Genomic DNA, 17,842 nt, shown 5'->3' on the forward strand with positions numbered 1-17,842 from the left:
TCCTAAAATGTAATAATGCCCCTCTCGTCATAAACGCTTGATTCATTTCCTGCATTTCGGATGCAGCGATCAAGCCCCATGATGAGAGCGACAATACCGTCGATTTTCTCTGTTGATTTTTCCTTATCCGGTTTGATATTCCCTGCAGGATCCTGCCGCATGACGACGTTTCCTGCCATCCAGCGGAGTACCGGATTGCCTCCGTGGATGATATTTCCTTCCATCAAGAGCTTATACAGTTCTTTTGATGGTGGGCTCATATCCTTAAAGCCCTGCCCGAAAGGAACCATCACAAAGCCCTCGCCCTCCAAATTCTGCACCATCTGTGTTGCATTCCATCTGTCGTAGGCAATTTCTTTGATGTGATATTTCGTGCCGAGCTCTTCGATGAAATTTTCAATAAAGCCGTAGTGAATGACGTTTCCTTCCGTCGTCTGAATATATCCTTGCCGTTTCCAGACATCATAAAGAACGTGATCGCGTCGGCAACGCAACTCCAGCGTCTCCTCCGGAAGCCAGAAATACGGGAGTACGATATACTTTTCAAAGCTATCCCGTGGTGGAAATACCAGCACCAGCGCTGTAATATCCGATGTGCTCGAAAGGTCAAGCCCGGCGTAACACTCCCGGCCAGAGAGTAACTTTTCATCGATCTTCTCATTACCGCACTTATATACATGATCCGGAATCCATGCCACAGCAGAGTTCGTCCAAATATTAAGCCGAAGTTGCTTAAATACATTCTCTTCTGCCGGATTATCCAACGCATCCTTATATGCCTCCATCACACGGTCAATTCCAATCGTATGTCCAAGGGAAGGATTTGCCTTATACCAGTTTGCTTCATCATTCCAGTCATCTTCATCGGAAAGACCATATACAACCGGATAGAATGTCGGATCGTTTTTCTTCCCTGCCATAATATCCAGTGCCTTACTGTGAAGTTCATAGCAGATACTGTTCCGATCGGTTCCTGCCGTTGTGATGATAAAGAAAAGCGGCTGCTCTCTGGCATCGCCGGATCCTTTTGTAAGGACGTCATATAACTTCCTGTTCGGCTGCGCATGAATCTCATCAAAGACAAGGCCTGAGACATTTAAGCCGTGCTTGGTTCCGGTCTCTGCAGACAGCACCTGATAGAATCCAGCATTCCGGTAATTGACGATCCGCTTTCCGGCTGTCATGACCTTAGATCGTTTTCTTAGTGCCGGACTCATCTCAACCATCTGCCTTGCCACATCAAATACGATAGACGCCTGCGCCCGGTCACAAGCAGCACCGTAAACTTCTGCTGAAGCCTCACCATCTGCGTAGAGAAGGTATAAGGCAATTGCAGCAGCAAGTTCACTCTTCCCCTGCTTCTTTGGAATTTCCACGTAAGCTGATAAAAACTGCCTCTTTCCATCTGCTTTCACGATCCCAAAAATATCCCGTACAATCTGCTCCTGCCACGGCAGCAGGAGAAACGGCTTTCCTGCCCACTTGCCTTTGGTATGACATAGATTTTGAATAAATCGCACCACCCGGTCTGCCTTCGCCTCATCATAATGGGATGAGGCGAGCATGAACTTTGACGGTACATATTCAAAACCCATGATCATTCACCTCCAAGCAGCATCTCCATATCATCTTCTGTATCTGTCGCAGCACCGTCACCAACAATCCTTGATCTTGCGGATGGCGTAAGGCCGAACTGCTCGCAGAAGCGGAGCATATCGCGTCTGTTGGTCTGCGCGATCGTCACCTGCGGCACCTGCTGCAGATATCCATTCGGTGTCCTAACAATGCTCCCATGCTGGGTGAGAAATTCCTCCGCCTCCTTCCATCTGGCATATGCCTGACAGTATCCGGCAAAGGCCGCCATATCCATATCCGTAAGAAGCCCCATCTGCTCTAAGACTTTGCTCATGCGCTTCCATTCCTTCTTCGCTTCATCCTCAAGCCACGCAGGACATCTCGGCGCGTTCTTTTTCGGTTTTGGCTCATTTGTATTTAAGCTGCGCTTTCCGGGATTGCCTTCCAGCATCTTGATCGCTGTTGGAGTCGGCTTTCTTCCCCTTGTAGCCATCGCTATCATCTCCTTTGTCACATTAAAAAAAGACCCTGTCGGTCTCATCTATCTCTACGAGAGATAGCCCCTTAAGGGCTTCCCTCCTCTTTGTTTTCGTTTTTTCTTAGGCGTTCATCATTGCCCATGCAATCGCGTGTCCGTTGTCTTCAAACTCGACTTCGCTGACCGCTGCAAGGCCTATCGTTCCCTCGCAGGAAAGGTCATCGTCCAGATGCTCGTAAACCTGCGAAGTAGCAAGGCTTGTTTCTTCCGGTGTAGTAGTGCCCTGCGATCAATACCTTGTCGCCGTAGTTCAGGAGCTTGCTCCAGCGGCATTCGAGGTCTTCCGGTGTGGTCGGGTTTGGCAGCCTGTACTTTCTCATTCCTTCGTTAATGGTCATTGTCTTATCCTCCTTGAAATTTCAGTGTTTTGCTTTCCTTTTGGTATGTGTATATTCGCTCTAACAGGAGGATATATCAAGTTAATTCTGCTTTTATTTTAAGTCTTTATATCGATACAATATGTACGAGAGAAAGAGCCATAAAGCTCTGTTCTCTGCCGCTTTCCAGCTTAGATGATCTCTTCTTCTTTCAGCTCGTCGTAGGTCTCTTCCAATATCTGTTCAAGCTCCTCCCAAGAGTCTACGATCCAGCGTGGCGCGCCCCACGGATTTGTCCGGCTTCCGTCGCCTGCCTCGGTGAGCTCCACGGCCTCGTCGGTTATGACCAGCCTGCCTTTATATTCAAAAATGAAGGCGGCTCCGTCGAAGTAGTCCCAGCACTCTTTTGCCTTCTTTGAAAAGCCCTCCGGAAGCGTAAGCTCGATGGCTTCCTTTGCTGCCGCCGGATCATTTTTGTCAATCGGGTACTCTCCGCAAAATGTAATCTGATTATCTTTCCTTAAGAATTTCATGGCAGCCTCCTTAGAATGTCTCGATGTAGGTAAGGTTCATGCTTTGAAGATCATGGATAAGCTCCGCACCTCTTCTGATCTCGTCGGCTGTTATTAGAAGTTCCTCCGGCGTAGGGCTTCCGCCCATCTTCCTGACGCTTGCGCTTGCTTCAATGGCCTCCTCGACCCTTCTTGCCGCCCAGTCGGTGTTCTCTGTTGTCCTTGCAAGAAATGTGAAGTTCATTTCTTCGCTAATGATCTCCGGCAGGCCTGTCACGGTGCTCATCTTCTCGCTTACCGTAAAGCCGTGTGCTCTTGCTGCTTCTTTGATTCTTTCGCAAATTTCCATCTTTGTCATTGTCTTATCCTCCTTGAAATTTCAGCGTTTTGCTTTCCTTTTGGTATGTGTATATTCGCTCTGAATGCACATAATAGCAAGTTATATTTCGAGGATTTTAAGACTATATTTCGATACAATCACCACAAGCAAAAGAGCCTTCTGGCTCCTAAGCTCTGCTTATTCTTAGCAGACCGTGAAGTGGATTCCGAGGATCTCTTTTTCGCGGTTTTCTCCGAAGCGGCGTTCCCATCTTTTGATGGTGCAAAGCCCGTCCATCTTGCAGCCTGCTGCTGCAAATCCGTGCAGGTTTTCCATGACCGCTGTGCTCTGGTTGGTGTAAACGAAGGTGCCGATCCCGGCTTCCTTCAGGCAGCTTACGAAGTCTTCCACCTCGCTCTCCCAAAGGAAATCGTCCATCTGCAGTTCCTCGTTTTCGTGCTCAATGCTCTCGCAAAATGCTCTGTAGGCTTTGCAGGCTCCCTGCGAAATCGGGAAAGTCATGTACGCCTTCTCAGCGTACCAGCCTTTAAGCTCCTCTGAGTCCCAGCTGTAGGTGTCAATGATCTCCTGCTTCTTTGCTTCATGGGCTTTCTTCGCCTCATCATAGACTCTTGCGATCTCCATCAGGTTATCAAAGTGTGCGTTTTCTTTCTTCAGCATTTTCTGTTCCTCCTTCAAATGTATGTGTTCCTTTTTGCATGTACATATATCACTCTGAAGGCAGATAATAGCAAGTCAATTCTGCACATATTCTGAGTATTTATTCCGATACTTTTTCGTCCTTGAGCTCATGGATCGCGGCGATAACACCTTCCTGATCTTCGATGTCCACGCCAATGGCTGCAAGGGCTTCTCTCGTACCACAGTCCGGACAGATTTCGGTCTTATTATCCCGGCGTGAAAGTGCCGGATGGCAGGTCAAACTGCCTCCGCAGACCGGACAGACCCGGCGCACAATATCCTCACCGTAGCATACCGATAAGCTGGAGCCGTTATCCCAGCGCACCATGATCGATCCGATATCATCAACGCCTGTTACGGTACCGAGCGTTCCGGCTGGTGGTGCCTGCATATCATCCATTTTGACAAGCTCTATACGGGAGCCTGCCGGGTATCTTTTTCTGATACCCTCTACGATCTCTCTTGATGGGAATCTCATGCCTGCCCCCTCCCTTCTTTCTCCAGCCTTCTCTTTTCTTTCATGGCCGCTTTGAACTTCTCCGCGTCCTCGTCTGTCCGAAATGCTGAGTGACCAGCGAGCCTCTTTAGAAGGTGCATTCTCGTTTCCTTATGCTCTGCTCCATCAAAGCCGAGGGAAACAATCCATACCCGGAAGTAATATTTCTCGTTTTCCGGTGTATGCTCCTTTGCCCTGATCCGCTTGGACTCCTTTGCCTTTTTCACCATCGCCGCTGCAAGCTCCGTGAAGGCTTTGTTTTTCCCGGGATCGTCTCCCATCGGGAAGGTAAATGTCACAGAATCTTCTTCTATGGCAAGCCCCGTGATGCCGCCTGCCTCGTTTATAAAGGCAAGCAAGCTTTCTTTATCTTCCTCCGATGTTTCTTTCATGAGGCCGATCATCTCATCTGTTACGGAAAAATACTCGCCTCCTGCAGCCTTGTTCAAAAGGTACTGGCGGCTATACAGCATGTTCACAAGGTTTCGTATGCCCTGTGCATCCAGATTCTCTGCCGCAATCTTTACGATGAGCTCCATCGGTACCTCCTCTGCGTAGCCTTCTTCAATCAGAAACGGCAGCAGCTTTTCTTCCAGAGCATCATCCTCTGATGTAATACTCCCGTCTCGGTTTACGATTGCAGCTCCAATCTGGTAGGCAAAACTCGGTGCTCCGGCGTAGTGCATTTCTTCCCCGAGGAAGGCCGCCACCTGCTGCGCCATCTCTTTTCTGTTCTCTGCTTTTGTTTCAATTCTCATCTGTTTGACCTCCTTTTCCTTCAGTGGTTTTTTGGTAGTCTATACATCACTCTGAAGGCTCTATAAGTCAAGCAGATAATGTGTATTTATTCAGATTCTTCCACCTCTGATACCGGGATCTTTTTACCGTCCCGGATCACATAAACATCCGTCTTTCCGGTCGCTTCCATGTAACGCCAGACGATGACGTCCACAAACTTTTCATCAAGCTCAACCCCGTAGCAGATCCGTCCTGTCTCCTCTGCTGCGATGAGCGTCGAGCCGGAGCCGAGAAACGGATCAAGCACGATGCAGTTGCTCATACAGGAGTTTTTCATCGGATATGCCATAAGAGCCACAGGTTTCATTGTCGGGTGCTCCCGGCTTGCCTTTGGCCTGTCATATTCCCAGACGGTTGTCTGCTTTCTGTCGGAGTACCATTGGTGCTTGCCGCCGATCTTCCAACCGAAAAGGCATGGTTCATGTATCCATTGGTATGGGCTTCTCCCGAGCACCAGCGCATTCTTCTTCCATATGCAGCAGCCTGACAGATAAAAGCCTGCGTCCGTAAATGCCCGGCGCACAGTCAGGCCTTGCGTATCTGCATGGAATAAATAGATCGAAGCATCCGGCTCCATGTTCTGCTCCATATTTACAAGTGCCGCGAACAGGAACTTATAGAAGTCCTCGTCGGCCATATTGTCGTTTTTGATCTTCCCGGCGGTCTCCTCTACATCCACGTTATATGGCGGATCTGTTACTACCAGGTTGGTCTTCTTTCCGTCCATCAGAGTATGAAATGTCTCCGGCAGCGTCGAGTCGCCGCAGACTACCCTGTGATCTCCAAGAATCCAAACATCACCGAGCTTTGCTTTCGTCGATTTTGCAAGCTCTGCTTCAACATCGAAATCATCCTCGGTAATATCCTTGTTATGTACCTTGGAGAAAAGCTGCCCGATTTCCGGTGGCTCAAATCCGGTCAGGTCAGTATTGAAATTTTCCTTCTGAAGGTCTACAAGAAGATCTGCGAGAAGCTGTTCATCCCACGCGCCTGTGATCTTATTGAGCGCAACGTTCAATGCTTTGACTTTTGCCGCATCTTCAATGTGTACCATTACACACTGGACGGTATCGTACCCCATATCTCGGAGTACGGTCAGCCGCTGGTGTCCGCCAATCACTGTCATATCGTAGTTAACAATAATCGGCTCAACGTAACCAAACTCCTGAATCGAATTCTTGATCTTTTCGTATTCCTTATCTCCAGCTTTTAGCTTCTTTCTCGGATTATATGTTGCTGGCTTAAGATCGCTTATGGCCAGTTCTTTCCATTCCATCGCCTTATCCATTCGCTTCCTCGCTTTCCTTTGGACTGATATACGGATCGCGGCCTTCCTCTTCCCGGAAGAAGCGATCTCTTACATAGCAATCATGGGAGCAGTAACGCCTGCCCTTATTGCCGTATGCTTTGAATTCCCTGCCGCAATACACGCAGGTCTTTTCATAAAACGCGTCTTCACTTCTGTTGATCCGCTCCGGGTGCGCCTTCCACCATTCGCGTCTGCATTTATCTGAGCAGAACTTTCTCCTGCGTCCGGTGAGCGGCTGCCCCAGTTCCTTGCCGCACCAAAGACATGCTCTGCCAAGCTCAATCTGTTCCCGGATGTTCATTGCGAGGACATTAGCGTAGCCATCCAGCCCGTGTCCCTTGCAGTAGTTTCTGACGATATCTCTTGAGAGACCGACCTTCGAGGCGATGCTCCGGTAGCCTTCCCCTTTTATTCGAAGTTCACGGATCTTATCCGCCTGATCCGTCGTCATGCCCTCACTTCCTTTCGCTAATCGGTTTCAATAAAAAAGCCCGATAAGATGGCGTTTCGCTACATCTTTTCAGGCTTAAATCCAAACAATATATCAAAAGCCAGACCGGGACAGTTTTCCGTTAAAGGCTGACTTTCTGCGTTTCGTTACGATTTTTTCATGACAATGTCACGATTTCGCGGTATCCCCTCCCTTTAATTCTGCGAAAATACACGCAAGAGGGGGCGGCGGTCTGTGAAGCCTCGAATTTCAAAGATTATGACCGCCCCTATCCCCTCCTGTCAGTATTCATAGATGGGGTAACGATCCTCTGTCATTGTCTTATGGTCATGGCAGCTTTTACAAAGCGGCTGCCAGTTGCTCCGATCCCAGAACAGAACGGGATCCCCCCGGTGCGGTACGACGTGGTCAACGACTGTCGCCTTGACGTACCTTCCTTGCTCCCTGCATCTGATGCACAGAGGATTGGCACGAAGGAATGCTCTGGACTCCTTCTGCCAGCGAGTGCCGTAACCTTTCTCTGTTGTTGTCCGCTGCTCCTGTCTGTGAAACGGTGTGTGCTCGGCGCAGTACTTACTGCCGTAAGGAACCAGCCTTGCGCAGCCCGGGTACTTGCACGGTGTGTCAGGTCTTCTCGGCATTGCTTCCTCCCATCACAAAAGCCAGCAGGCTTCCCCACTGGCTTCACTTTATCATTTCTCAGCTTAAGAATAGCACAGGCTGATTTACATTACAGTACACTCTTAGTAAACCACGGTCTACCGCAAGAAGCTTCTCTACCTTCTGACTTAAGCACTCATCGCTATTGCCATTGTTTTTTTCCAAACTTTAACTATTATTTCAAAGTGACTGCAATTCCTTTATCTGTATAGTCGTATTTCACTACCCCGGAAGTCAATTCAATTTCTTTCTTTGACGGCTCTTTATTAGTATTTCTATAAACTTTACCTTCTATGATTTTTGTCTTTTCTTTATCATCCAGATCGCTGTCAAATTCTACAAGAGCCTTAACGGCAACTTCGAAATTCTCTTCACTGCGGTCATTCATATCTTTAAAATCAGAGGTACAAACTTTCCCATTATCAGCACTGATTATTGAATATTTACCAGCAGCATTATTCTTATTTAAGAACAGAATATACTCCTCGCCTTTCTTAAGACTCTTATAATTCTCACCGTGATAATAGTACTCTCCATCCATTGCTGCATCCTCAATGATCTTTATAGTATCTCCCGATTTTATTTTTTCCTTGCCAGCATATACTTCAAGTATTTTTATCTCTCTGACTGCGCTGAAATCAGAAACTGATTCTGGATCATCACTATCCTTTTCAATTATGCTGTTTTTTTCAGAAAGCTCATCTTGAACTTCAGCTTTCACTATAATCTCTGACGCCTGCTTGAGTGACGTATATTCATACTGCGTATAGTCTGACTGTACTGCAATATCCTTAACTTTTGATGTTTTGCTCTCGTTCTCGTTTCCACATGCACAAAGAGTAACTGTCAGAGTAGCAATCAATAGTACTATTACTTTCTTCATAACAAAACCTCCTTATACCAATTACTACTGCTCTTTCAACTCATTATGATCCCCACTTACCAATAAGCTCATTTTTCTCATACGTCGAAACAGAGGTGTAGTTCTTTAAACCCTGATGCATGATATGTTTTTTCCCGGGATGATTACAGTGAGCCATGCTGAAAGCATGCCCAGCCTCATGCACTAATGTGGCATGTTTATTGGTCGTGTTAGCGTCTGAATTGTTATAAACTGACACAGTTGCCTTCCACCATCTGTCAGTATATGTTAAGGACGAACCTTCCTTAGTGAAAAAAAATGTTCTCCCTAAGAGTCCGGAGGTTGGCGGTTTTGTCAATTTATATCTTACTCTGAATCTTGAGTACTTATACGAATTACCTTCTTCGGTAAGGTTGAGTTTACTCGAAAGTGCCGTCCACTTTTTAGGATACTTTAACAGTTTCTTTTGTGTTTCTGATGAATATGATCCCGCAAATTTCCACGTCAGATTCCCTGTTGTATACTTTCCACTGAAAGTATTTGCAAATGCATTATTTCCCACCAGGAAAAACAGTAACAATACTATCGTGCTTGATACAATTAAGGTTCGTTTTATTATTTTACTCATATGACTTCTCCTCCCCTCTTATACTTTATTTATATGATAACCTAATTTTGCAATATTGTCAATTATTTATTATATTCAGTTTTGTTTTGGTTAACATATATAATATTTATAAAATTTGCACCCTATTTATCCACCCTCATGCGATTCAACATTATAAGATAAAGTTACCATTATTTTTGTAATATATATTTATTACATCATAACAATTGAGCTACGACAACATGTACTCGACCATTTCTTTTTCTCTCTGCTGATACATGTCTTCAAGTTCCCAGATCGCTTTTCTTCTGTACTTGGCGATCATCGTCCGGGAAACATGATAGATGCTGCAGAGGGAATCCCACGTATACCGATATATGATCATGTCCGTCATGACATCGGAGAGCTCATCCGGAAGCGACTTTAGTGCTGATTCAAAGAAGCGAACTTCCTCAGCCAGCTCGTAGTACCGCCTTTCGAGATGCTCATACCACTCAGAATTAATCCGCGCCATCTTATCCCTGTATGTCGTCGCAATCTTTGCAGTCTTATCACTGATTCCGCTGGTCTGGACACGCTCTTCTTCCGGCTGAGAAAAGTACATCGTGTCAATCATGTCTTCGTCGCTTATGCCTCTGAAATCTGCTATCTGCCGACGCAGACATTCCAGATCCCGTTTTCTCTTCGGATATTCCCGGATCAGATTTTCAATTCTCTCGCTCATGCCTTCCCTCCGATCTGTGCTCTGACCGCATCGATAAGTGCCGACTGTCCGGCGTCTTTTCTCTCCAGTGCCTTCAGCACGTCAGTGTCAATTGTTCCCTTTGCCACGATGTGATAAATGATCACAGTCTCTTTCTGCCCCTGCCGCCAGAGCCGGGCATTTAATTGCTGGTAAAGTTCCAGCGACCATGTCAGGCCAAACCAGACGATAGTACATCCTCCTTCTTGCAGGTTCAGTCCGTGAGATGCTGCCGCAGGATGAATCAGGCCGATGCTGATCTTACCATTATTCCAGTCTGCAATATCCGCTGGCCTGTCGATTATCCTCGCCTCTTTGAACCGATCCTGCAGCCTCGTAAGATCGTGTTTATACCAGTACGCGACCAGGAGCGGTTTACCATTTGCAGCTTCGACCAGGTCCTCAAGTGCATCGAGCTTCTTATCGTGTATCGGTATCACGCATTTGCCTTCACCGTAGACTGCGCCGTTTGCCATCTGCAGGAGTTTCCCTGAGAGCGCCGCCGCATTTACCGCATCAAGCTCTGTTTCCTTTACCTGCACGACCATATCCTTTTTGAAGGCATCATAGATTTTCTGCTCCTTGCTGCTCATGGTGACTTCTACCACGTTATTAATCCTCTCTGGCATTTTGATATGATCCGCTGCCTTCATGGAGATACAGATATCAGAGATCTGTCTGTAGATCGCATCCTCTGCGCCCTCGCGCGGCTTATAGCTATAGATGATCTCGCGATTCCTTTTATCTGGCACAAAGTACCGATCCCGGTATCCTGTGATAAATCTTCCAAGCCGCTGCCCCATATCCATCAGATACATCTCAGCCCAGAGATCCATCAGCGAGTTCGGCGCAGGCGTTCCGGTCAGGCCGACGATCCTTCTGCATAGAGGTCTCACCTTCTTCATGGCCTTAAACCGCTGCGCCCGGTTTGACTTGAAGCTGCTAAGTTCATCGAGCACGACCATGTCAAAATCCCATTTGTGATTGTCGATCAGCCAGCAGAGATTCTCGCGATTTGTAATATACAGGAAAGAATCCTGCCGCAGTGCCTGCTCACGTTTTTCCTTGCTTCCCATGACGAGCGAATACGTAAGCCCGGATAGGTGCTCCCACTTGCTTAGCTCACGTGGCCACGTGTCCTCTGCCACCCTCTTAGGTGCTACGATCAGCACTCTCGATACATCGAACCTGTCAAGGCACAGGTGCCATAGTGCTGTAAGGGTGATGATCGTCTTGCCTAATCCCATATCAAGCATCAGGCAGGTGGCTGGATGCGTCAGAATGTAATCCGTCGCATACCGCTGATAATCATGTGGTTTGTATATCATCAAGGATTCCTCCGATCTGCTCTATGCCATCCAGCACGTAGACCTTAAAGCCAAGTGCCTCAAGCTGCCTTTTTCTTTTCTGCTGAAGCGGCTTTAACTTCCCTCCCGGCTTCTTTACTTCCACAAAGGCAGCCTTGCCTCCGGAAAACAGGAGCAATCTGTCGGGCACGCCATCCCATCCCGGGCTCACAAATTTTGCCGCTATGCCTCCCATTCCTCTGACAGCTTCCCGGAGCTTTTTCTCGATATGCTTCTCATTCATAAAAGCCTCCCATCTGTCACAAGTTCACAAAGGCACAACCTCTCCCTCATATTTTTATACGCGTGCGCGTGCTACGTATTCCCTTCATTGGGGCTATATAAAACCCATTTCGAATATAAGGGAAAGTAGTTGTGTTCCTGTGTTACTGCGTCACCTTTTTGTACAGTCTCTGCCTGCCATAAATGGGCAGCCTTTTGATCTGAGTGGTGCGCTCCCAGCCCTTGATTTGAGCCATCATCGCTGCAATTGCATAGCTGTCCGCTGGCTTCATCTCTTTGATGTTATTTCCGAGGCATTCACACCATATCTCCGCATTGCTCACCTCCGACCTTGTGAACGTCTCATCAGAGGCGATATTGTTAAAGCCTGCCCCTGATAGGTAATCGCGTCTTGTGTACAGATCCAGTTCGCTCCAGCTCATCGGAAGCTCTTTATTCAAATACTCCTCGATGATGCCGATGCGCTCATCCGCTTCCATCGCACCCTTCTGTGCTTCCTCGGAAGCTTCCAAAACGTCGCCCTCCAGATACAGCTTCTCCCCGGACTTCCAGATTTCCTTTGCCTCCGCCCAAAACTGATCCCGGAAGGCCTTATCAAAGCTCCATGACTTCTTCTGTTTCTTCTGATGTACCTTGATGATCCAAAATCTACGGTTACCTGTAATATCACGAAGATAGCCACGTTCACCATTTACGGTCGCAATGATAATGCATTGCCTTGGATGGCTCTCTACCACCTTGCCGTAGGAAGGACGATACTTATCATCTGAGGTGGACAGGAAGGCCTTAACCTTCTCAATGTCGGCCTTCTTCATTCCTGCAAGCTCTCCGATTTCGATCACCCAAAAGCCCTGCAACTTCTCTGCTCCGGACTTATCATCCATATCGGTAAGAGAAAGTGTTTCGGAATAATAATCGGATGTAACCAGGTCTTTCACAATCGTACTTTTCCCTATGCCCTGATCGCCATCAAGAACAGGCACCGAGTCAAACTTGATCCCCGGCACATAGATCCGTGCCACTGCCGCTGCAAAGGTCTTTCTTGTAACTGTCCGGATATACTCAGTATCATCTGCCTGCAGATATTTAATAAACAGGCTGTCTACACGCTCTACGCCATCCCACTCTGGCAAACCGTCAAGATAGTCCCGGATAGGATGGAAATGCCTGTCGTCAGCCACCTTGGTAAAAGAGACATCATAGTTTCTGCTTGAGAACGGCAGGTACCGGATATCAATGATCGACTTAAGCTGCGCTGTGTCAGCATCACGCCAGAAGGCATTTCCTTCCGGACGCTCCCATGGAAGATCCCCGGTCACCTGCACCCGGTTTGCCATCTCGTTATAAGCGAAGTTCCTGAAATCCGGATCGTAGTTCAGTATCAGATTCAGGTTATAAACGCTATTTTCCAGAAGCTGAGATCTCGGCTGATATTTCAGCTTTGTCTTCCAGTCATCATCCCCATCTTCAAAATCAATCTCCGCCTGTGCAAGACGCTCATTGGCTGCAAGGATCTTCACCTCATCGATCTGCATGGCAAATTCCGCCATCTCCCTGAATGATTTCTTCTCGTCGTCACCGCCAAACTTATGGATACGGACAATGTCAAAAGCATTACAGAGCTTCAGATATGCGGCATCTGTGGCATGGTGAGAATAAACGAACATATCCTCCTTGATCTCTACGCCAGCAACGCTTTTGGAGCCGATCAGTTGGTATCTGTCAGGATTTACTGTCGGCTCATATACGTCAGGCAGAAATGTCTCCAGAGCTTTCGATATTGGGTAGAATGCCCGGTTGAACAGACCGACCACGCCTTCCTTGGAGAGAGGATCCTGCACCTTCTTTTTCGAGATCGTATTCGCCTTGCTCTCCCTTGATGATGTTGGAAGCTGTGTGGGATCTGTCCATTCCGGATGATCGTTTAATATCTTATCCGGATCGAGCCAGCCGCCATCCGTCTCCTTATACACATATTCGCCGTTAGATGGAGCCGATGGCCAGTACATGAGCTGATTCGGCAGATAAGAACACTCATCAAAATAGTCAATCCCAAGCTCCTGCGCCAGATACCTTGATACCGCCACAAACTCCTCCGGCGTAACATCCCTGGTCAGCGGAAATACCATCCTCGCTCTCGGCTTGTCCGGCGTATGGCTATGCGTGGTATAAAGAGCAGAGGTATAGCCAACAATACTCTCGTAATCCTCCAGAAACTCCCTTGGAATCCGGTCGCCATCAAGCGCGATCATCGACCGCTTCTCAACAGTATCTACCTTGCGCCTGCCGCCCTTAAGAGCACCTGCAACAAAGCCGCCGTGGTCTTTTGCAGCATCCTTCTGCGCCTTACTCATGGCAGCATACTCCTCTGCAGACTCAATGGTACGGATCGGAGTCTTCAGCCTTTCCTTTAAGGAATCAAACAGTATTGTCTTGTTGCTCCATTTCTTTGCCTGACGACTGTTGCCATAGGCTATTGCTAAATCACGCATCATCTCTTCCCCCTGACCTTTGGTGTCTCCCCATATTCGAATCTGGCCTGCCTTGCCAGTTTTCTCGCCTTTTGAACACGGCGACCGACAAAATCGCTATAGTCATATTCTCCGTACTCCTGTGTCACCATCGGAATATACGGCATGTCTTCACCGAAGAACGGGAAAAAGCTCCTGTCCCTCCTGTCCTCATAGGCGAAGAGGTACGGCTCCTTTGTGTCCGGATGAAGGCCAATCGTGACCGGATCATCATAGCTGCCGCCACCACCATCGTCTGTCTCCTGACAATAGATATGCAAGTCATCATCCATCGGATCACCAAAGCAAATAATCCCAGCCCAACTATCGGTATATTCTCCATCTGAAATCTTTCTTATTGCCTCGTTTCCTTCCTCTGTTCCCCTGATACCTTTTCTCTTAACTTCGAAGTAACAGTGAAACTTTGGGATATAAAAGTCCGGCAGATAATACGATCTATCGCTCAAGACGAGTCCCTCCGGCTCATACTCCCATTCGATCCCGAGGGCATCGAAGAAAACCGCCCACCTCGCTTCCAGACGGGAACGGAACAGGTACCCCTTATATTCTGTTTGTATGGCTTTTTCATGTGTCATGATTTCCTACCTCCAGTCCTGTGATCTTGCGTAATAACTCCATATTCCGCTTGGTGCGTTTGTACATCGTCTGGCTCTGCCTGAGTCCATTTGATGCTTCCCGGAGCCTGCTGCGATATACTTCTGTTGCTACGATCTCGCCGTAATAGTTCATCTGCTGGTCAAACTCCAAGAGCCGTTCCGACAGGTAGCTATAGATCGCCATCTGGTCTTCCGGAGGCGAATAATCCCGCATGAGCCGAAACACGATCTTCACGCGCTCGAGAGTCGCCGGAAAGAAGCGGTCGATCACCAGATTCATCTCCCCGGTCGGATATTTGATTTGGAGTATTCCATCGTTTATCATGACTTCCTCCGTCAGTCTTTTTTATAAAAAGTGCATTCGTACCCATCGGCATTTAAAGGAAGCTCTGCTGCCCACTTGGGTACTTCTGTCATAATCCTGCAAACCTCCTCCACAGACGACTGCCCGACAGGAACTTCGCACACTGCCTCATCGTGAATATGCATAACGATTTCAAAGCCTGCTGCCCGAAGCCGTAGCATGGCCTGCGCCAGAAGGTCTCTGGCTGTCGCCTGCACAATGTTTTCTGTCAGCTTTGCGCCATAGGTCTCGATGCGCATCCATTTCTTACTCTCGCCTGCGCCCTCATAGGTGATGGCAGGACGTTCAAACCTGTTTGTCTCCAGTCTCGGCTTCACGTATGACAATCTCCTGCCTGATGGCAGGGTGATGAATAAAATCCCTGACCTGTACTCAAATACGATATTGCCGCAGGACACCGTGGTCTTTTCCCTTACTGCCTTCTTGGAAGCCACATCGATATCCCACCAGAATTTTGTGATATGTGGATTTGCTGTTCTCCATTGTGACACCAATACCGGAAGCTCCTCTTCCGGTATGCCCATATCGATTGCGCCCATCGCTGTCAAGGCTCCTGTCGAGCCACCGTAGCCAAGAGCTAATTCTGCGATCTTGCCTTTCTGCCTGAGATGTCCATTCTCCCCATGCTTTACGACCGGAACACCAAACATCTTTGATGCTGATGCGCAGTAAATGTCGCCACCCTCTTTGAAGGTTTCAATACGCCACTGCTCCCCGGAAAGCCACGCGAGCACTCTTGCTTCAATGGCAGAAAAGTCCGCGACGATGAATCGGCAGCCCGACTTTGGAATGAAGGCTGTCCGGATCAGTTCCGACAAGACTCCTGGTACCGAATCAAACAGCAGATCCAATGTCTCGTAGTCTCCGGCCTTTACCAGATCCCGGGCAAGGGACAGATCTTCCAGATGATTCTGCGGCAAGTTCTGAACCTGCACGAGCCTTCCGGAGTTGCCTGTTATCCATACCCTGCCATCACGCCTCACTGGAAAAAAGCCTGTCGATGTTTCAGCACAATAGACTGTCCCGGTATAATCTACCCTTCCAACCTGCTCCCTTCTGATCGATGTCCCATGCCCCGGTGTAAGCCAGATATTCACGATATAAGCATCTGACCATTCGCTGGTTTCATGTTTCTTTGTTTTGAGTGTTGCGCTGTACCCGGCACATAATGCACAGGCCTGAATCACATCCGCATTCTGCCTAACCTTGGTTGAATATTGAATTGAGTTAGGAGCAGATCGATATCCATCCCAAAAGACCAATTCTTCGAAAACAATCTCCTGCGGCTCGTCCAGCATCCAGTATCCAAACGTCTTCTTTGAAAACATCCTAAGCCACAGAGGTACCTGTGACGATTTCACTGTAATAACTGTCGTCCCATCACCATTCGACTGTATAACATAATGCAAACCGCAATTTGTAAGTAACTCCTGACACCTTAGGATCTTGCGTTCCTTACTGAAATGAAATCTTACTGCCCCGTCTGCCGTATAATGTCCATCTGCCTGTGTCATAATAAGGACTTTGAGTTCCGGCACATCATATGGTCTTTGCTTTACAATCCGCTTTCCAGTAAACGGAATCTTGAATCTATGCTCCCCGATGTCTTCCACTGTCCTTTCTTCCCAGAGACCTTCTTTACTTAATGTCGCCATACGATGATCCGGCGTGGCCACCTGAGAGATGCGCTTTCCTGTATAAGTCACCAGCTCACCTTCATAAGGAAATGCGACTGGCTTAGTCTCCTGAAATGAAAGCGTCTCTGTTGTACTGTTCCAACACATCATCTTGCCGCCCTGAAACTCGTCAAGCCTCACCCATCCGTTCGGCGTTAACACCTCATGATCTCCAGTAAGACACCAGCGACCAGTCCTGTTTGCGCCGTAAAACTGCAGCAGGCCGTGTACTCGTCCGTCAGAACATACCGACCTTTGAATTGCCTCATACTTTTTGACGGATGTTTTTGCCATGAGAAGCCGGAGCTTTAACATCTCCAGCACTTCCCCCTTCGTCTCCCCGATGAGGTCTGTCACGGCCTTTTTTGATAGACTGTCAACCTGCACACCTCTATCACTTAGCCAGTCCTTGATCTGTGCCGGAGAGTTCGGATTCTCAAGGCCGGACAGTTCATAAGCACGCCTTGTAACCTGCTGCCGATACTCTGTATCACACGTTACAGCATGTTCCACGAGCACTTGATCGACGAGCACGCCACGATCATTGATTTCCTGATCCATCTGGTACAACAACTGTTCACTCTCCGGGATTGGGAAGTTTCTCAGCTTATATCTGATCTCACGCTCTGCCTCAACGTCCCTGATGCAGTAAGACTTAAATTGTTTCCACTTCCCGGGATCATGCTCCGGAAGATTTCTTGTTCTGCCGCCGTTTGCTTTCGTCGGCTTACAGGGCATGGAGAAGTACCGGACGAGGTCTTTTCCCTCTTTCAATTTCTTCTGCCGGATATCCAGCACTTCACCGACACCATCAAGGGATGCCGGAAGTGCGAGCATGGCAGACTGCACAGCTGTACACTGCCAGGCAGCAGGCAACAGAGTGAGGTTATAGTGTTTTGCGATACAGGTTCTTTCAAAAGCCGCGTTGAAGGCTGTCTTTACGATACTGTCGTCGGTCAGAGCAGCAAGCACCCTGTCCGGGAGGCTCTCACCCTGCGCGACGTCAACGATGCTCACGTCCTCATCATCAAAAGCGTATGCAAAGAGCAGGATTTCAAACGCAGGGCTGTCCGTATATGCATAGACACCGCACTTGGCCAGATCCACATCGGAATAGGTCTCGATATCAATTCCAAGCTGCATAACTGCCTCCCTTCAAAAAGGCGAGAGGCGCATTGCCCCTCGCCCTCTGCCTTGT

Annotated in this window: 21 protein-coding genes; all 21 read right to left on the bottom strand. The window is 48.1% G+C overall.

Going from position 1 to position 17,842, the window contains the following annotated elements; genetic code table 11:
* Positions 1–2 precede the first annotated feature (2 nt).
* The 21 genes from BHK98_RS02585 to BHK98_RS13750 all read right to left on the bottom strand — a co-directional run bounded on the left by BHK98_RS02585 (position 3) and on the right by BHK98_RS13750 (position 17,787).
* Positions 3–1,595: a terminase large subunit gene (locus tag BHK98_RS02585; RefSeq protein WP_075712054.1), complete on the bottom strand. Its 1,593-nt coding sequence runs from the start codon at positions 1,593–1,595 to the stop codon at positions 3–5.
* Positions 1,596–1,597: 2 nt separating this feature from the next.
* Positions 1,598–2,068, bottom strand: coding sequence for a phage terminase small subunit P27 family (locus BHK98_RS02590; protein WP_075712055.1), 471 nt, complete (start codon positions 2,066–2,068; stop codon positions 1,598–1,600).
* 106 nt (positions 2,069–2,174) lie between these two features.
* Positions 2,175–2,282: an Nmad4 family putative nucleotide modification protein gene (locus BHK98_RS13730; RefSeq protein ID WP_342718862.1), complete on the bottom strand. Its 108-nt coding sequence runs from the start codon at positions 2,280–2,282 to the stop codon at positions 2,175–2,177.
* Entirely contained in the window at positions 2,272–2,451 is a 180-nt protein-coding gene (locus BHK98_RS13735) for an Nmad4 family putative nucleotide modification protein (RefSeq protein WP_245796807.1), read from the bottom strand. The genes BHK98_RS13730 and BHK98_RS13735 overlap by 11 nt, the downstream gene beginning before the upstream one ends.
* Before the next feature lie 170 nt (positions 2,452–2,621).
* Positions 2,622–2,963, bottom strand: coding sequence for a hypothetical protein (locus BHK98_RS02600; protein WP_075712056.1), 342 nt, complete (start codon positions 2,961–2,963; stop codon positions 2,622–2,624).
* A 10-nt stretch (positions 2,964–2,973) separates the two neighbouring features.
* Entirely contained in the window at positions 2,974–3,300 is a 327-nt protein-coding gene (locus BHK98_RS02605) for a hypothetical protein (RefSeq protein WP_075712057.1), read from the bottom strand.
* Between the two features lie 165 nt (positions 3,301–3,465).
* Entirely contained in the window at positions 3,466–3,942 is a 477-nt protein-coding gene (locus BHK98_RS02610) for a DUF7698 family protein (protein ID WP_075712058.1), read from the bottom strand.
* A gap of 100 nt (positions 3,943–4,042) precedes the next feature.
* On the bottom strand, positions 4,043–4,441 hold the full coding sequence (locus BHK98_RS14170; RefSeq protein WP_083628014.1) for a DUF4314 domain-containing protein: 399 nt from the start codon (positions 4,439–4,441) through the stop codon (positions 4,043–4,045).
* Positions 4,438–5,217: a hypothetical protein gene (locus BHK98_RS02620; protein WP_075712059.1), complete on the bottom strand. Its 780-nt coding sequence runs from the start codon at positions 5,215–5,217 to the stop codon at positions 4,438–4,440. The genes BHK98_RS14170 and BHK98_RS02620 overlap by 4 nt, the downstream gene beginning before the upstream one ends.
* Before the next feature lie 86 nt (positions 5,218–5,303).
* On the bottom strand, positions 5,304–6,545 hold the full coding sequence (locus BHK98_RS02625) for a site-specific DNA-methyltransferase (protein WP_417448541.1): 1,242 nt from the start codon (positions 6,543–6,545) through the stop codon (positions 5,304–5,306).
* A complete protein-coding gene (locus BHK98_RS02630; protein ID WP_075712060.1) occupies positions 6,538–7,017 on the bottom strand; it encodes an RNA polymerase subunit sigma-70 in 480 nt (159 codons plus the stop codon). Before BHK98_RS02630 ends, BHK98_RS02625 begins: the two co-directional genes overlap by 8 nt.
* A gap of 281 nt (positions 7,018–7,298) precedes the next feature.
* Positions 7,299–7,658: an HNH endonuclease gene (locus BHK98_RS02635; protein ID WP_075712061.1), complete on the bottom strand. Its 360-nt coding sequence runs from the start codon at positions 7,656–7,658 to the stop codon at positions 7,299–7,301.
* Positions 7,659–7,852: 194 nt separating this feature from the next.
* Positions 7,853–8,560 carry a hypothetical protein gene (locus tag BHK98_RS02640; protein WP_075712062.1) on the bottom strand — a complete coding sequence of 236 codons (708 nt, stop codon included), beginning with the start codon at positions 8,558–8,560 and terminating at the stop codon, positions 7,853–7,855.
* Positions 8,561–8,603: 43 nt separating this feature from the next.
* Positions 8,604–9,167: a zinc metalloprotease gene (locus BHK98_RS02645; RefSeq protein ID WP_075712063.1), complete on the bottom strand. Its 564-nt coding sequence runs from the start codon at positions 9,165–9,167 to the stop codon at positions 8,604–8,606.
* A gap of 211 nt (positions 9,168–9,378) precedes the next feature.
* The gene (locus BHK98_RS02650) at positions 9,379–9,870 is read right to left on the bottom strand and encodes a hypothetical protein (protein WP_083628015.1); all 492 of its coding nucleotides are present in this window, start codon (positions 9,868–9,870) and stop codon (positions 9,379–9,381) included.
* A complete protein-coding gene (locus BHK98_RS02655) occupies positions 9,867–11,216 on the bottom strand; it encodes a DEAD/DEAH box helicase (RefSeq protein WP_075712064.1) in 1,350 nt (449 codons plus the stop codon). The genes BHK98_RS02650 and BHK98_RS02655 overlap by 4 nt, the downstream gene beginning before the upstream one ends.
* Positions 11,197–11,478, bottom strand: a complete 282-nt coding sequence (locus BHK98_RS02660; protein ID WP_075712065.1) for a VRR-NUC domain-containing protein — start codon at positions 11,476–11,478, stop codon at positions 11,197–11,199. Before BHK98_RS02660 ends, BHK98_RS02655 begins: the two co-directional genes overlap by 20 nt.
* A gap of 142 nt (positions 11,479–11,620) precedes the next feature.
* Positions 11,621–13,969: a virulence-associated E family protein gene (locus BHK98_RS02665; RefSeq protein WP_075712066.1), complete on the bottom strand. Its 2,349-nt coding sequence runs from the start codon at positions 13,967–13,969 to the stop codon at positions 11,621–11,623.
* The gene (locus BHK98_RS02670) at positions 13,969–14,583 is read right to left on the bottom strand and encodes a PDDEXK family nuclease (RefSeq protein WP_075712067.1); all 615 of its coding nucleotides are present in this window, start codon (positions 14,581–14,583) and stop codon (positions 13,969–13,971) included. Before BHK98_RS02670 ends, BHK98_RS02665 begins: the two co-directional genes overlap by 1 nt.
* The gene (locus tag BHK98_RS02675; protein WP_075712068.1) at positions 14,573–14,929 is read right to left on the bottom strand and encodes a hypothetical protein; all 357 of its coding nucleotides are present in this window, start codon (positions 14,927–14,929) and stop codon (positions 14,573–14,575) included. The genes BHK98_RS02670 and BHK98_RS02675 overlap by 11 nt, the downstream gene beginning before the upstream one ends.
* Positions 14,930–14,940: 11 nt before the next feature.
* Positions 14,941–17,787: a DNA polymerase gene (locus tag BHK98_RS13750; protein WP_075712069.1), complete on the bottom strand. Its 2,847-nt coding sequence runs from the start codon at positions 17,785–17,787 to the stop codon at positions 14,941–14,943.
* Positions 17,788–17,842 lie beyond the last annotated feature (55 nt).

Origin of the sequence: Hornefia porci, from assembly GCF_001940235.1 — a bacterium.
In the GTDB taxonomy this organism is placed as follows: domain Bacteria; phylum Bacillota; class Clostridia; order Peptostreptococcales; family Anaerovoracaceae; genus Aminicella; species Aminicella porci.